Source organism: Georgenia sp. SYP-B2076 (genome assembly GCF_003991205.1).
Lineage (GTDB): Bacteria > Actinomycetota > Actinomycetes > Actinomycetales > Actinomycetaceae > Georgenia.
Window position 1 is genome coordinate 1 of record NZ_RXOZ01000002.1, and the last position, 13,925, is coordinate 13,925.

Sequence of the window (13,925 nt, forward strand, 5' to 3'; positions counted from 1 at the left end):
AGACGAAGATGCTCGGCACGCCGGCCAGGACGTGGACGTTGCCGAGGCTGAAGCCCGGCGCGCCGGAGAGGTCGTTGACGATGAGGGTGGCGCCGTCGGGGATGCGGGCCATCCGCAGCTGGTCCGCTGTGACGGTCATGCCGCGCGCGGCGAGCGCGTGCTCTAGGAGCTTGCGGGCGTCGTCGCGCACGTCGATGCCGACGCCGAAGGCCGCGGCGACGGCGTCGGCGGTGATGTCGTCGTGGGTGGGCCCGATGCCGCCCGAGGTGAACACGTGGGTGTGCGCGGAGCGGAGGGCGCCCAGGGTGTCGACGATGACGTCGTGGTCGTCGGGCACGACGCGGATCTCGCGCAGGTCGATCCCGACGCGGGTCAGCTCGCCGGCGAGGTGGTAGGCGTTCGCCTCGCGGGTGCGGCCGGAGAGGATCTCGTCCCCGATGACGAGGATGGCGGCGGTGGGGTCCGGCACGAGAGCAACCTTTGGGGCTGTCGATGGACCATCCCCGACCGGCCATCTCGCCGAGCGAGGACGGCCCCCGTCGACGCGATGGCGACCGGCTCTCCTACGCTGGCTGGATGGACACTGAAGAGCGACTGGCCGTCTTCCTCGACTACGAGAACCTCGCACTCGGCGCCCGTGAGCACCTGGGCGGGATGACCTTCGACTTCGGGCCGATCGCTGACGCGCTCGCCGTGCGGGGCAGGGTCCTTGTCCGTCGTGCTTACGCGGACTGGTCCTACTTCGACGAGGATCGGCGCGCCCTGACACGCCACCAGGTCGAGCTCATCGAGATGCCCCAGCGGATGGGGGCGTCGAGGAAGAACGCCGCGGACATCAAGATGGTCGTCGACGCGATCGAGATGGCGTTCGAGCGCGAGTACGTCTCGACGTTCGTCATGTGCACAGGGGACAGCGACTTCTCGCCCCTCGTGCACAAGCTCCGTGAGCTGAACAAGCGGGTGATCGGTGTCGGGGTCGAGCAATCCACGTCCCGTCTGCTGCCGCCGGCGTGCGACGAGTTCCTTTTCTACGACCGGCTCGAGGGGGTCGAGGTCCCCGAGGAGGTCGAGCCGCGCGAGCGGCGGCCCCGGGGCTCCCGGAGGGCCGTCGCGACGATTCGCGAGCCCGCACCCACGACATCCTCCGCGCCGGTGGGGCAGCCCGGGGGCCAGCCGGTGCCCGTCAAGCCGATCACGCCGACCGAGCCGGACACCGTCGAGGCTGAGACACCAGCGGAGCCCCAGTCCCTTGAGGTGCTTGTCGCGCAGACGTTGGCCGGACTCGCGTCAGCATCGGGCGCGGTCAGCGCCTCGGTCCTCAAGCGGACGCTGCTGCGCAAGGACCCGACGTTCAGCGAGTCCGACTTCGGCTTCCGGTCCTTCGGTGAGATCCTCAAGCATCTCGCCGAGCGTGGCATCGTCGAGCTCTCGCCCGGCCCTGCGGCTGGTGACCCGGAGGTGTCCCTGCCGGAGCGCGGCGAGCGCGACAGTGCGTTTGTGCTGCTCCGGGAGGTCGTCGCAAGCGCAGACGGGCCCGTGCTGCTCTCCGGCCTGAAGAACAGCCTGCGCAAGCGGCGCCCGGACTTCAGCGAGAAGGCCCTCGGATACCGAAACTTCCTGCAGTTCTGCAAGGCTGCGCAGCTCGATGAGCTCGTGACCCTGCGGTGGGACGACGCTGCCGAGGACTACATCCTTACTGAATGAGCCGCGCGGATCTGCATGACCGGTGATCGTGCCGTCCTGGCTGAGACCGCCAGCTCGACGGCGTGAACCTCCAGACGCTGGCCCGCGGCCGTCCGACCGATGCGGCTGCTGCCCCGGGCGCTGGAATGAGCGGCGATCGAGGCAGCGCGCTCCGGCGGACATCCCGCTAGCAGGCGCCGGATCTCCTCGGCCAGCCGGTAGGCGAGCTCGCTGTCGGCGGCGCGCCGCCGCTCCTCGTCGCGGTCGTGACGGCGAGCGCGCGCCGCCAGTGGTCCCGATGCACGGGCTGCAGCCAACCCATGCCGATGAGCACGTCGACGGGCGCGATGTAGCCGTGCTCCCGCAACGCCGCCTCGGCCGCGCGGGCGACCCGCTCCTCGATCGACGCCATGCCGGTCCCTATCGACGTGCCAAGTCGACGTGTCGGCTAGGCGACCGTCGGCTCCATGTGGGGGAGGGGCCGGGTCGCTGGGCCCTGGATGACAGTGCCGTCCACGGCGAACCGCGAGCCGTGGCACGGGCACTCCCACGCGACCTCGGCGTCGTTGAACCCCACGGTGCAGCCGAGGTGGGTGCACCGTGCCGAGAGGACGTACGCGGCGCCGTCCTCGTCGCGGTACACGGCGCAGTCCCCGCCGTCGAGCGTGAGCACGGCGCCCGTGCCGGCAGCGACGTCGTCGACGGCGACGGGCGGGCGCTCGCCGTCGCCGGCGCCGTCGCCGTCGCCTGCGGCGGGCGTGCTCCGCGCCGCCGGTCTCGGCTCGGTCTTCACCGTCGGCGTGGCCCTGCGCGGCTCGTGCAGCCGGCGCGGGTCGTACAGCCGCGCCCACTCCAGCTCCTCGCCGGCGATCGACGCCGTGAGGAGCTGCCCCGCCATCACCCCGGTGCTCATGCCCCAGCCGCCGAACCCGGTGGCGACCCACAGGTGCTTCGCCTCGGGGTGGAACGGCCCGACGTAGGGGACGTGATCGGGGGTGCTGTGGTCCTGGGTCGCCCACCAGCAGGCGATCTCGGCCACGGGGAAGTGCCCGCGGGTCCAGGCGGTGAGCCGCTCGTACCGGGCGGTGGTGCGACCGGCGCCCGGTCGGTAGTGCTCGCCGGTGACGATCAGCAGCCGCCGGCCGTCGTCGTAGGGGGCCGTGCGCACCGAGCGGATGTCCTGCTCCCGGGTGAGGGAGATTCCGTGCGGGTCGTGCTCGGCCGGGATCGGCCAGGCGACGGCGAACTCACGCTTCGGGGCCATCCCGGAGTAGATCGTCGCCTGGTCGAAGACGGGGTAGTGCGTGGCGACGACGACGTCACGCACCGTCACGACGCGCCCCTGCTCGGTGGTCACCCGGCAGGGGTCGCCCTCGTCGAGCTCCGTCGCCCGAGTGCGCTCAAAGATGCGGCCACCGCGGCGGACGAGGTCCTCGGCCAGGCCGAGGAGGTACTTGCGCGGGTGGAACTGCGCCTGGTCCTCCATGCGGATGGCCCCGGCCACGGGGAAGGGCAGCCCGGTCGCGGTCACAAACGAGACGTCGAGCCCGGCCTCGGCCGCGGCGTCGACCTCCTCGCGGATCTCCCCGAGACCGTCCTCGGCCTCGACGTACGTGAACCCGGGCAACCGCTCGAGGTCGCAGTCGATCCCCAGCTCGGCGCTCACGCTCGCGGCGTGCTCGACGGCGTCCTGCTGGGACTGCGCGTACAGGCGGGCGCCGTCCGGGCCGAAGGCGGCGCGGATCCGCGCGTAGTTGAGCCCGTGCAGCGCCGACAGCTTGGCGGTGGTGTGCCCGGTCACACCGGCGACGATCCGGCCCGCCTCGAGCAGCGCGACGCTGCGCCAGGCGGCTGCGAGCTCCCATGCCGCGGACATCCCGGCGATCCCGGCGCCGATCACGGCGACGTCGACCTCGAGGTCCTCGGTGAGCTGCGGGTAGGCCGTGGTGGGGGTGGTGCGCATCCAGTACGACTCTGCGGTGCCGGGCAGCATGGGGGTCTCCGCTCGTGCGGCGCACCGGCGACGGTGCCGGTGTGACGACCGTAGCGGCCCCTAGGGGCCGGAGCACGGCGAGGGCGAGGCGGGTGCACCCCTCGGCGACGACGGCGGCGCCGGACCTCACCGAACGTTTGCCATCTCGCGCTTCACCAGTGCAGGCGCGATGCTTGTGCGGGTGGGCATCGACGACGTGCTGGCCGGCCGCACGAGCGGGCGTGAAGCGGCTCGAGCCGCGGGAGCTGATCGCGGCGGTCGCGGCCGGAACGCTGCTGGTCGACACCCGCACGGAGTCTCAGCGAGGTAAGCAGGGCGAGCTCCCGGGGGCGCTGGTGATCGACCGCACGGTGCTGGAGTGGCGCCTGGACTCGGCCTGCGTCGCGGATCCCCGAGGCCACCAGCTACGACCCGCAGGTCGTGGTGGCCTGCCGCCACGGTACAGCTCGAGCCTGGCGGTCGCGTCGCTGCGGGCGGTCGGTCTGCACCGGGCCACCGACCTGATCGGCTGGGTGCAGGCTTGGCGTGCCGCTGGCCTGCCGGTGAGCCGGGGCCCAGCCGACGTACGGCCATGATCCGACTACCCGCATGATGTGGCGTTACATCATGGTTCGTACCCAGATCTCGCTGACGGAAGCGGACCGGCGTCTCCTCGTCGCGGAGGCCGCGCGGACGGGTCGATCGATCTCCGCCCTCATCGAGGATGCCGTCGCCAAGGTCTGGGAGACAGCTCGATTCGGCACGAGGATCAACAGGTCACGCGAGGCTCTGGCGGGAACGGTGAGGTACAGCTCGTGAGTCAGCCCTGCACGCGAGGTGGACTCGCGGCCGCCGTGGAAGCGTCTGAAAGGCGATAACCTGGTCCGAAAGCGGTTCGACGGACTTCTGATCGCAGATATGTCCCCTCCGCACGTTGATTCGTGCTGCGTAAGGGACAATCGTGGGCAACGTCCGTCTTGCTGCTCGAGCGCTCGATGAGGGCACTCGCAGTGGCTTCTCAGTGATCGAGGACGCGCTGGAGAATTACCTGGTGGTCGAGGGTGCAGGGCGGCCCGGTCCAGGGGAGCGCCGATCCTGGCGCGGTAGCCTGCCAGTTCTCGCTCGGGATCTCGCCGACGCGGGGCTTTCCGACGTTGAAGTCATCCTTGAGTACCGGCTTCCTCTGTCCAGCAAGCGCGCCGACGCGATCCTCGCCGGCATCCATCCCAAGACCGGACGCCCCAGCTACGTCGTCGTCGAGCTTAAGCAGTGGAGCGCGGCTACGCGCTGGGAGGACAGTGACACCCTCGTAGACGTAACGGCGGCGCCCTACCGGCCCTCGCTGCACCCGGGGCTGCAGGTGGCCGGCTATGGCGACTATCTGCGCGATTTTGTGCGCGTGCTGGCCGACGAACCGGATCCGCTTGCCGGGGTCGCGTACCTGCACAACGCCACGGACGGCACGGTCGCCGATCTGTGGGGGCGTCCCCAGACACCTCTCAGCCGCGTCTTTACAGGACAGCGACGGGGTGACTTCATCGAGTTCCTCCGCTCGCGGCTCGCACCCGAGTCGGGACGCAGCGCAGCCGACGTTCTGCTCTCATCCTCGATCGCTCCCTCCAAGCAGCTGCTCAGCGTCGCGGCAAAGGAGATCCAGGAACGCGAGCAGTTCACCCTGCTGGATGAGCAGCGCGTGGCGTATGAACTCGTCCCGCGCGCCGTGGAGAGAGCACGACGGGCCGACCAGAAGAATGTCGTCGTCGTGACGGGCGCGCCCGGGAGTGGCAAGAGCGTTATCGCACTGTCGTTGCTTGGTGAGCTCGCCCGGCAAGGCCGCACTGTCCTGCACGCGACAGGGTCCAAGTCGTTTACGCAGACGATGCGTGAGGTCGCCGGCAAGGGTTCGATTCGCACGAAGAGCCTTTTCAAGTACTTCAACTCCTTCATGGAGGCCGAGCCAAACGACCTCGACGTGGTCGTCCTCGACGAGGCCCACCGGATCCGTGAGAAGTCGGTGAACCGATACACGCCCAAGCAGATCCGGGAACGCGCCCGCCCCCAGGTGGAGGAACTGCTCGACGTCGCGCGGGTGCCGGTCTTCCTGCTGGATGAACACCAAGTGGTGCGGCCCGGGGAGATGGGGACCGTTGCGGACATCAAGGCGCATGCAGCTGCCCGTGGCATCCCCGTCACGCAGGTCGATCTCAATGGGCAGTTTCGGTCGGGTGGTAGCGACAAGTACCTCGAGTGGGTGCACGTGCTCCTCGGGCTCCGGAATGAAGTGGCCACTGACGGCGAGAGCACGCCGCCTGTCTGGCGCGACGAGCCCACGTTCTCGGTGGACGTCGTCGACTCGGTTGGAGAACTTGAGGCACGGCTGCGCGCCCATTTCCATGCGGGCGAGAACGCCCGGATGACGGCCGGCTACTGCTGGCCGTGGAGCAACCCCAACAAGGATGGGTCGCTGGTTCCAGACGTGCAGATCGGTTCGTGGTCGAAGCCGTGGAACGTCAAGAGTGATCGGGCGATCGGTGGCGCGCCGCCGTCCTGGTTGTGGGCATACGACCCCGCCGGCTTTGAGCAGGTCGGGTGCGTGTACACCGCGCAGGGCTTCGAGTACTCGTGGAACGGGGTCATCATCGGTCCGGACTTGGTGTGGCGGGACGACCGATGGGTCTCGCGACGCGAGTTCAACAGAGATCCGGATTTTAGGTCGCGCAAGACAGTTGACGACGCCACTTTCGACCGTCTCGTTCGGCACGTATACAAGGTGTTGATGACGCGCGGCCTGCGAGGGACCCTGCTTTACTCGACCGACGAGGAGACCCAGGCGATGCTCCGGTCTGTAACCAATCCCTAAGCTGGAATCGGGCCTTGCCCGCCCGCGCGCGACGACGGCGGAGCGAGGATCGCCGTCGCCGCAGTGCCGCGATCGAGCATGGCCTTGCGGTTGACAACGGCGACCACGACGGCCGTCGCGACGAACAGCCACATGTCCCAGGGTTGGGCGTCGGGCCAGACGGGGTTGTTCATCTGCGCGTGGAACAGGAAGGCGACCAGCAGGCTGCCCCGGGCGGTGTTGAACATGGGCGTAAGGATGACGCTGATCGCGACGACGCCGAAGAAGAACGGCCAGAAGTCCCAGGCAGACTGCTTGTCCCGCTCAGTAGGAACGACGGGGTGTGCCAGAAGGCAACAGCGAGGCCGAGCAGCAGGCTCGCCCACAGCGGGGCCAGCCGTCGCTGGAGCAGCGGCAGCGGCAGCGGCAGCGCCAGCCCGCGCCAGCCGAGCTCCTCGATGGGACCGATGAGCAGCATCGGCAGCAGGGCGGGCAGCACGGTGTACCAGGGCGTGAAGGGGAACGGGTCGGTCAGGATGCCGTTGACCGCGGCGCCGGCGTAGAACACCGCGGGCATGCCGACGACCAGCAGCACCCACCACGCCTGCGACATCCGCCACAGCACGAAGCGGCGGAAGAACGGCCCTAGTCCGCGCAGTCCGTAGTGACGGGTCACCATGAACACGCCCACCATGCAAGGGGAGTAGACCATGAAGATGAAGACCGGGTTGGTGTACGCCATCGGCCAGAGGACGGCGTCGACCTGCTCCTGGAAGAACACGTAGAACATGCCCGCACCCCAGGACAGCCCGAAGGTCGCGAGGAAGTAGGTCCCCAGCGAGCGGACCGTCAGTTCTTTTCGCCGCGCAGTCGGGGCGCTGCTTCGCTCGGGGACTTGGATGGTCATGTCTGCCTTCGTCACGGCTCAGCGGGGGACGACGTCGTCGACCGCCAGGCGGATGAATGCGCCCTGGCCGCGTAGTCGTCGCCGAATCCGGCCACGAGCCGCGTGGGTACGGTGAACCCGGTGAAAGTCGCTCCGAGTGGGCGCGCGATGTCGTCCCGGTCGGACCGGGCGGCGTGAGTCACGGCTGGGAGCGGCTTGGTCGCCGTGGTCATCGCTCCTCCGCTCGCCGGTTGCCTCCCCGTGCCCTCGGGCGGCATCCGGGCGCAACGGGCGAACGTCCCGCGCCTCTCCGGCCGAACAGGGGGAGGGCGGCCTGCGGGACGTCTCGGCGCCGGTCGCGAAGCTCGGCGCGCTCGCCGCCCGGCGGCCGACAGCCTAGAGAAGCTCGGCGCGCAGCGTCTCCGGCGACTTCGGGGACAGCAGCCCCGGCGGCACGTCGAGGACCGTCCGGGCGCCCACCTCGCCTCGGGCGTTGAGCCGGTACGTGGCCCGGGCGAAGGCGACGAGCACGCTGGCGGTGAACTCTGGGTTGCTCTCCAGCTGCAGGCGGTACTCCACCACCTGCGCGTGGCCGCCGCCGGTGGTGCCGGAGCGGATGACGAAGCCCCCGTGAGGCATCGCGCCGTGGTCGCGCTCGAGCTCCTCCGCGCTGATGACACGCACCTCGGTGTCGTAGTCGGCGAAGTAGTCCGGCATCGTGACGATGGCCTGCTCCACGGCGGCGGCGTCGGCCCCCTCCCCGAGCACGACGTAGCACTCGCGCCGGTGCTTCTCGCGCGTGGTCAGCACGGGGCGCCGGCCGCTGCGGACGGCGTCGATCGCCGCGGGGGAGGGGACGGTGTACTGCACGCCGCCGGCGACGCCGGGCACCCGGCGAAGCGCGTCGGAGTGGCCCTGGCTCAGGCCCTTGCCCCAGAAGGTGTACGTGTCCCCGTCCGGCAGCAACGCCTCGCCGTACAGGCGGTTGAGGGAGAACATGCCAGGGTCCCAGCCGGTCGAGATCAGCGCCGTCGTCCCGCCCGCGCGAGCCGGCCCGTCCACCGCGGCGAAGTACTCCGGGATGCGGGCGTGGGTGTCGAAGCTGTCGACGGTGTTGAAGTGTGCCGCCAGCGCCGGGCCCTGCTCGGGCAGGTCGTCCTTGGACCCTCCGCACAGGATGAGCACGTCGATGTCGCCGCGCCGGTCGGCCAGGCCGTCGAGGGGCAGTACGGGTGTGCCGGGGTCGGGCGCGTCGAGCTCGGCCGGTGCGCGACGGCTGAAGATTCCCACAAGCTCCATGTCCGGGTTCTGCCGGACCGCAAGCGCGACGCCGCGTCCCAGGTTGCCGTACCCGACGATGCCGATCCGGATGTTCTCGCTCACTGCCGCGCCTCTCCCTGCTCCTCGAATGCCGTGCCCCTGGACCGTAGTTCCGGTCGGCGCGAGCTGCGGTACGCGACCACCTGTCGGAGGCGCTGGGCCTACGCAGGTCCGCCGGCGAGTTCGCCTCGGGCAGGAGCGGCCGGGCGAGCAGCGTCGGCCGCGGCCCCCATCAGCCCCCAGGGGAGCTGCGACCCTGGGGCTGACGTCGACGTCGATCTCGAGCCCGGTCAGCAGGGCTCCGGCGAACGACTCCTTCGTCAGCGGGATCTACCGGAGCCGCCACGCTCGGAGGTACGGCGGACGGCGAAGTTAGGTGGTATGGAAGTATGACGCCCGTCTAGAGTCGGGATCGTGGCGCTCAGCATCAAGGACCCCGAAGCGGACAGGTTGGCGCGGGAGATTGCGGCGCGGACCGGTTAGTCGCTCAACGGTGCCGTGGTGACGGCGCTCCGGGAGCGGCTGGACAGACTGAGCAGGACGAGGAAGTCCCTGCCGCTCGCCGCAGAGCTGGCGACCATCCGCCGCCGCTGCGCCGCCCTGCCGGTGCTCGACGGCCGGACGCCGGAGGAGATCCTCGGCTACGACGTGCATGGCCTGCCGCGCTGATGGCGATCGAGACCTCCGCCCTGGTCGCGATGCTGAGCGACGAGCCCGAGGCGGAGGCATTCGAGGCTGCTGTCGAAGCCGGCTCGGTGCGAGTGATGTCCACCGCATCGTTCCTCGAGACCGCAATCGTGGTCGAAAGTCGCTTCGGCGAGCTTGGCGGACGCGAGCTCGATCTGTGGATGCACCGCGCCGAGGTCGAACTCGTGCCGGTCGACGCCGAGCAGGCCCAGCTCGCCCGAGCCGCGTACCGGCGCTACGCCAGGGGCCGCCACCCTGCCGGCCTGAACTTCGGCGACTGCTTCGCCTACGCACTCACCGCCGTCACCGGTGAGCCGCTGCTCTTCAAAGGAAAAGACTTCTCCGCGACCGACGTCCACTCGGTCATGGCTCACCCGACCTGACCGGGCGTTGATCTGCACGGCCCCTCGCCCTCGCGGCGGGCGCGTTGACGTGGCCGCTTATGCCGCGGCGGGCGCTCCTGTTTGCGGCCTCGTGGACGTGATGACCTGCGCCCATGGACACCGCCGGCCATTCCCCGGAAGGCCTACGGCGGTTGTCACACCCGCGAACTAGAGTCGCGGGCGTGAGCATGCTCCGCACGGCGCTGACCGCTCAGCGGCTCTCCGAGGCGAGCCCGGCCTGGTCCCTGCTGCGCGCGCCCAGCACGCCGGCCCTATCGTCGCGATCCTCGGCGCCCACCTTGCGGGCGAGGACAGGCGGCTGCCGGCACCGGTGCTGTTCGAACGCGTCGGGGAGGACCTCGCGACCCTCCGGGACCACGGGTTCGACCTGCCGCGCACGACTGGCCGAGCAGCCTGGCGGCACTGCGGGCGCGCGTGAGCTCATTGCCGCAGTAGCGCCGGCGGGCGCGACCTCGCCCGGTCAGCCGCCCGGCGTCGCCGCCACCGGAACGGGCCGTTGACGTCCACGTCGATCTCGAGCCCGGTCAGCCGGGCGCCGGCGAAGGCCTCCTTCGTCAGCGGGATCTGCCGGTGCTGCCACGCCCGGAGGCAAGACCAGCACCGGCTCGCTACGGCGGTGGGTCGGCCACGGACGGCGGCGCGCCGAGCGTGAGCCCCGCGGACTCGGACATCTGGCTCGTCGAGTCGGCCGGCCCCGGCGCCCCGGGCGGCGGTGACCGACCTCGCGACCGGCCGCTGGGTCATGGTCATGATGAACCCCGACGGCACCGCCGGACTCGCCGTGGCCATCGACGCCGGCGCGACCGTGCCATGGCTGCCGAGCCGCGCGAGCCCGTGCCGTCGACGGCCTGCGCGACCGTCGACGGCGGACCGCGCCAGGTGCGGGCGAGGCTACTTCGCCTGTTCGTCGGGCTGGTGGATCCCGAAGACGTTCCCCTCGGTGTCGAGGTAGTACCCCTGCCAGGCCATGCCAGGCAGCGCGTGCTTGCCGAGCGCTTCCGTGCCGCCCGCCTTGAGGATCGCGGCCTCGGTGGTGTCGTAGTCGTCGACGCCGACGGTCAGCACCGCCCCCATCACCGGTTGGCCGGGGGCCGGAGCCTCGCCCTGGCGCCGCATGATGGCCCCGTCGATACCCGGCTGTTCCTCGCCGGTCCTGACGCCGATGTACGGCGTCCCGGCGTACTCGCTCCAGTCCTCAAAGGCCCAGCCGAACGCGGCGCCGTAGAACGCCTGGGCGCGAGCGACGTCGCTCGCGTGGATCTCGAAGTGCACGGGACGGGGCATGGCTTCTCCTTGTGAACGGCGTGCAGTGCCCGCCTTCGGGTCAAGGCGGCTGCCTCCGGCAGACTAAGGGATCGCGCGGCGTGCCGGTGGTAGGACGCCCACCCCGAAGGATCGCCGGAGATTCCCATGGCACCCGGGCCCACCGGCGCGCGCACCAGGGCCAGAGAGCGGCGCGACCTGGCGATTCGACGCGCGATCGCCGACCGGCCCGAGGCGGTCTGGGCCACCCTCACAGACCCCGACCGCACGGCCATCTGGTTCGGCCCGTGGACGGGGACGCCGGGCGCCGGCAACACCGTGCAGGTGGGGTTCACGCACGAGGAGGGCGAGGCCACCACCGACGTCGGGATCCTGCGTGCGAGGCACCGCGTCGCCCGACGTGCGTACGGATGAGGCCGCCGGCGGCTGGCGCTTCGAGGTGACCGTGCCGCCGTCCGACGGCGGCACGGTGCTCCAGCTCGTCCACCACCTCACCGGTGATGCGGACCCGCGCGAGGTGGGCCCGGGCTGGGAGTACTACCTGGACAACCTCGCCGCGCGCCACGGGCGCCCGCTCGTGAGCTTCGACGACTACTACGCGGCCCAGCGGGAGTATGACGCGTCGCTCGCCTGAGCGCGCCGCGGCTTCGGCCGCCTCGTTGTGCGCCGCTCGTCCATCCCGGAGACGGCGGCCGGACCGCACGGCCGGAGTGGCTGGAGGACGGGGCCGGTGACCGGGCGGGAGCTGCGTTTGATTTCGGGGCGGCTGATAGGCGCCGACGTCGTGCCTGCGGTATGCGCGATACCGGTGGCCCTCGCTGGCCTGCGATCGCCTCGGATGAGTCAGACCGGCTCGAGGGTGCGCCCGACTTCGAGGGCCGCGTCAATCAGCCCCTCGGCGACATCGATGGTCTGACGGTCGCGGATACGGCACTCGACGCCGAATCGCGCGTGAGCCGAGAGCGTTGCGATATCCCGGAGATGACCGGGAATCTGTGGTCCGGCAAGGCGCACGGAGACCTTGCCGGACCAATGCACATAGGCGATGGCGGAGGATTGGCCGTCGACCGTGAGGTCGTGGACGCGTAGATAATCCGTCGGGGTTCCGTCACGACGCTTCCCGGGGAGGAAGACGACCTCCTCGCCGTCATATCGATCGATGAGCTCGCGCAGGAGGGCCGCGATCGGTCGGGCGTGCTGATCGATCAGCTCACGGACGGATGCCGCCGCAGGTTCTGTCATCGAAGGAATCGGGTGAGTGTCTGCAATCCGCGGCTGGAGGGTTTGAGTCACTGGCCCCGCTTCCGCTCGTGGCCAAGGAGATTTGAACGGCGCGCCGGGCGCGTGGGCAGGCTCCTCGCTCAGCACATCCACCACCTCGATCCCGGCCTCCGTGTAGCGGTCCCATCCTCGGCCGTCGCCGAGACGGCCATGTTCTTCGACCGTCACGACACAGCCCACGCCGTAGGTGTCCAGAAATGCCCAAAGATCGCCCTCTGACCATGCGGTGCGCGCGAGCAGCTGGTCGATCAACCAGGCACGCGGCCACACGTGCTCGTGATGAACATCGGCTGTGCGCCAGACTTCCATCGCCGCTCTCGACCGGTACCTGATGTGGTACTTCGAATACGGCGAAACGCCGGTCGCCTCGGTCCATTTCCACAACGCGATGGTGAGCATGTGGCGGCGGTGGGCGACGGACACCTGGCTGGGGAGCTCAAGCAGATGTCGGACGATCGCGTAGGCGCTAATCCGTCGTCCTCCCATCCCGGGGTCCGGCAGGTAGGGCCTGTCCAGCGCGATAGCGGTGTTCGTCGGCATCGGCGGCTTTCTCATCTCGGTGTCTTGTCTCGCAATCGCGACATCGGTGGCGATTCCCGAGCAGTTGGAGCCTACGGAGGTTCTCGGGCCCTAACCTGCGTATCAGCAGCCAACCGAAGGAGCTCACGTTGCCGAAGCATCGCGTCTTTATCAGCCACAGCAGCACGGACGCGGAAGTAGCCCTGTCCACGGCCCAGGCACTCGAGGCATCCGGCGTGCCGGCTTGGGTCGCGCCGCGAGATGTCCCAGCAGGCGCGGACTTCATGACCTCGATCATGCACGCCATCGGTGCATGCGACGCGCTCGCCGTGATCCTCTCTCCCGACGCCGTGGCGTCCCCTCACGTGCTGCGGGAGGTCACCGTAGCGGTCGCGAATCACCGCCCACTGTTCGTGTTTGCGACCGACCGATCGACGGTGAACTACGCATCGCTGCCACCGAACTGGCAGTTCATGCTCGCCGTCGCCCAGATCGCTCCTCTCACGAGCGCGCAATTGGCTGCCGGCGTCATGGCGGCGGCGCTTCCAGGAGCCCGCACGTCGTTGCCGGGAGCGGGGCCCGCAGCGACGAGCGAGGTTCCGTCCACCGGCCAACCCGATCAGAACGTGTTCGCCAGCGTCGCTGGCGACGCGGCGGCGGCCGCCGCACGTGCGGTCGACCAGCGTCTGACCTTGGCAGAGTCCCTCAAGGAGCTCCGGGCCGCACCGGCGATCGCGGAGCTTCTCGGCACGCTCGCCGTCAGAGCGACCATGCATCACCGATATCTGGCCTCAGCCAAGTACCTGACGCTGCACCCACAGCGCGGTGGCCCGGTGAGCGCCTACGTGAAGCGGTCGTCCATCTCCATCCCCATGTGGGAAGCCGACGCGGCGGTGCTGATGTCGGAGGGCATCGGCGAGCTCGAGCGGAAGCAAGGGCGGCGTCACTACGTCCGGGTGCGCGCAGAGGACCTGGGCACCGACGTTCAGCGTGATCGGGTGGAGGATGCGATTTCCCGGGCCCTCGCCAGTCAGGAGAACTGAGGAATGACTTCCGGGCGCGGGCGGGGCT

General features: G+C 70.0%; 17 protein-coding genes and 1 pseudogene. 9 read left to right on the forward strand and 9 right to left on the reverse strand.

The genetic code is table 11. The features are described from left to right. Positions 1-469: molybdopterin-binding protein (locus EJK16_RS00890; RefSeq protein WP_164737160.1), on the reverse strand; the 469-nt coding region annotated here is incomplete at its 3' end. Between the two features lie 107 nt (positions 470-576). Between EJK16_RS00890 and EJK16_RS00895 the strand changes: the two genes are divergently transcribed. Next, positions 577-1,704, forward strand: a complete 1,128-nt coding sequence (locus EJK16_RS00895; RefSeq protein ID WP_127125430.1) for an NYN domain-containing protein — start codon at positions 577-579, stop codon at positions 1,702-1,704. Between the two features lie 166 nt (positions 1,705-1,870). Here EJK16_RS00895 and EJK16_RS19435 read toward each other — a convergent pair whose 3' ends face one another. Both EJK16_RS19435 and EJK16_RS00905 read right to left on the reverse strand, forming a co-directional pair. Continuing rightward, a complete protein-coding gene (locus EJK16_RS19435; RefSeq protein WP_164737161.1) occupies positions 1,871-2,095 on the reverse strand; it encodes a hypothetical protein in 225 nt (74 codons plus the stop codon). 36 nt (positions 2,096-2,131) lie between these two features. Beyond that, entirely contained in the window at positions 2,132-3,676 is a 1,545-nt protein-coding gene (locus tag EJK16_RS00905; RefSeq protein WP_127125432.1) for an FAD-dependent oxidoreductase, read from the reverse strand. 221 nt (positions 3,677-3,897) lie between these two features. Between EJK16_RS00905 and EJK16_RS00910 the strand changes: the two genes are divergently transcribed. From EJK16_RS00910 to EJK16_RS00920, 3 genes are all read left to right on the forward strand, one after another. Then, positions 3,898-4,251, forward strand: a complete 354-nt coding sequence (locus tag EJK16_RS00910; RefSeq protein WP_240645700.1) for a rhodanese-like domain-containing protein — start codon at positions 3,898-3,900, stop codon at positions 4,249-4,251. A 31-nt stretch (positions 4,252-4,282) separates the two neighbouring features. Next, complete coding sequence (locus EJK16_RS00915; RefSeq protein ID WP_127125434.1) at positions 4,283-4,474, forward strand: ribbon-helix-helix protein, CopG family; 192 nt, start codon at positions 4,283-4,285, stop codon at positions 4,472-4,474. 142 nt (positions 4,475-4,616) lie between these two features. After that, complete coding sequence (locus EJK16_RS00920; protein WP_240645701.1) at positions 4,617-6,515, forward strand: DUF2075 domain-containing protein; 1,899 nt, start codon at positions 4,617-4,619, stop codon at positions 6,513-6,515. On the opposite strand, the gene EJK16_RS19740 is transcribed toward EJK16_RS00920, so the two are convergent. From EJK16_RS19740 to EJK16_RS00930, 3 genes are all read right to left on the reverse strand, one after another. After that, the gene (locus tag EJK16_RS19740; RefSeq protein WP_205739538.1) at positions 6,512-6,742 is read right to left on the reverse strand and encodes a hypothetical protein; all 231 of its coding nucleotides are present in this window, start codon (positions 6,740-6,742) and stop codon (positions 6,512-6,514) included. The genes EJK16_RS00920 and EJK16_RS19740 overlap by 4 nt on opposite strands. Then, positions 6,685-7,401 (reverse strand): type II CAAX prenyl endopeptidase Rce1 family protein, encoded by a 717-nt coding sequence (locus EJK16_RS00925; RefSeq protein WP_240645702.1) that lies wholly within the window; start codon positions 7,399-7,401, stop codon positions 6,685-6,687. Before EJK16_RS00925 ends, EJK16_RS19740 begins: the two co-directional genes overlap by 58 nt. Before the next feature lie 375 nt (positions 7,402-7,776). Beyond that, the gene (locus EJK16_RS00930; protein ID WP_127125438.1) at positions 7,777-8,763 is read right to left on the reverse strand and encodes a diaminopimelate dehydrogenase; all 987 of its coding nucleotides are present in this window, start codon (positions 8,761-8,763) and stop codon (positions 7,777-7,779) included. Positions 8,764-9,114: 351 nt separating this feature from the next. Here EJK16_RS00930 and EJK16_RS00935 point away from each other — a divergent pair. After that, positions 9,115-9,369 (forward strand): annotated as a pseudogene (locus tag EJK16_RS00935) (type II toxin-antitoxin system VapB family antitoxin). Next, positions 9,369-9,770 carry a type II toxin-antitoxin system VapC family toxin gene (locus EJK16_RS00940; RefSeq protein WP_127125440.1) on the forward strand — a complete coding sequence of 134 codons (402 nt, stop codon included), beginning with the start codon at positions 9,369-9,371 and terminating at the stop codon, positions 9,768-9,770. The pseudogene EJK16_RS00935 and the gene EJK16_RS00940 overlap by 1 nt, the downstream one beginning before the upstream one ends. A gap of 211 nt (positions 9,771-9,981) precedes the next feature. On the opposite strand, the gene EJK16_RS20550 is transcribed toward EJK16_RS00940, so the two are convergent. Next, positions 9,982-10,149, reverse strand: a complete 168-nt coding sequence (locus tag EJK16_RS20550) for a hypothetical protein (protein WP_370275861.1) — start codon at positions 10,147-10,149, stop codon at positions 9,982-9,984. Positions 10,150-10,682: 533 nt separating this feature from the next. After that, positions 10,683-11,075, reverse strand: a complete 393-nt coding sequence (locus EJK16_RS00950) for a VOC family protein (protein ID WP_127125442.1) — start codon at positions 11,073-11,075, stop codon at positions 10,683-10,685. 126 nt (positions 11,076-11,201) lie between these two features. On the opposite strand from EJK16_RS00950, the gene EJK16_RS00955 reads away from it, so the two are divergent. Continuing rightward, positions 11,202-11,468 (forward strand): hypothetical protein, encoded by a 267-nt coding sequence (locus tag EJK16_RS00955; protein ID WP_127125444.1) that lies wholly within the window; start codon positions 11,202-11,204, stop codon positions 11,466-11,468. Continuing rightward, the gene (locus EJK16_RS00960) at positions 11,455-11,688 is read left to right on the forward strand and encodes a hypothetical protein (protein WP_127125446.1); all 234 of its coding nucleotides are present in this window, start codon (positions 11,455-11,457) and stop codon (positions 11,686-11,688) included. The genes EJK16_RS00955 and EJK16_RS00960 overlap by 14 nt, the downstream gene beginning before the upstream one ends. Before the next feature lie 209 nt (positions 11,689-11,897). On the opposite strand, the gene EJK16_RS00965 is transcribed toward EJK16_RS00960, so the two are convergent. Further along, complete coding sequence (locus tag EJK16_RS00965; protein WP_127125448.1) at positions 11,898-12,875, reverse strand: hypothetical protein; 978 nt, start codon at positions 12,873-12,875, stop codon at positions 11,898-11,900. Positions 12,876-13,003: 128 nt separating this feature from the next. Between EJK16_RS00965 and EJK16_RS00970 the strand changes: the two genes are divergently transcribed. Beyond that, positions 13,004-13,897: a toll/interleukin-1 receptor domain-containing protein gene (locus EJK16_RS00970; protein WP_164737162.1), complete on the forward strand. Its 894-nt coding sequence runs from the start codon at positions 13,004-13,006 to the stop codon at positions 13,895-13,897. Positions 13,898-13,925 lie beyond the last annotated feature (28 nt).

Bases quoted from the DNA above. Each gene is read 5' to 3' on its own strand.
- EJK16_RS00940 (WP_127125440.1), top strand. From the start codon at position 9,369: ATGGCGATCGAGACCTCCGCCCTGGTCGCGATGCTGAGCGACGAGCCC.
- EJK16_RS19740 (WP_205739538.1), bottom strand. From the start codon at position 6,742: ATGTTCAACACCGCCCGGGGCAGCCTGCTGGTCGCCTTCCTGTTCCAC.
- EJK16_RS00915 (WP_127125434.1), top strand. From the start codon at position 4,283: ATGGTTCGTACCCAGATCTCGCTGACGGAAGCGGACCGGCGTCTCCTC.
- EJK16_RS00925 (WP_240645702.1), bottom strand. From the start codon at position 7,401: ATGACCATCCAAGTCCCCGAGCGAAGCAGCGCCCCGACTGCGCGGCGA.
- EJK16_RS00905 (WP_127125432.1), bottom strand. From the start codon at position 3,676: ATGCTGCCCGGCACCGCAGAGTCGTACTGGATGCGCACCACCCCCACC.
- EJK16_RS00895 (WP_127125430.1), top strand. From the start codon at position 577: ATGGACACTGAAGAGCGACTGGCCGTCTTCCTCGACTACGAGAACCTC.
- EJK16_RS19435 (WP_164737161.1), bottom strand. From the start codon at position 2,095: ATGGCGTCGATCGAGGAGCGGGTCGCCCGCGCGGCCGAGGCGGCGTTG.
- EJK16_RS00955 (WP_127125444.1), top strand. From the start codon at position 11,202: ATGGCACCCGGGCCCACCGGCGCGCGCACCAGGGCCAGAGAGCGGCGC.
- EJK16_RS00965 (WP_127125448.1), bottom strand. From the start codon at position 12,875: ATGCCGACGAACACCGCTATCGCGCTGGACAGGCCCTACCTGCCGGAC.
- EJK16_RS00950 (WP_127125442.1), bottom strand. From the start codon at position 11,075: ATGCCCCGTCCCGTGCACTTCGAGATCCACGCGAGCGACGTCGCTCGC.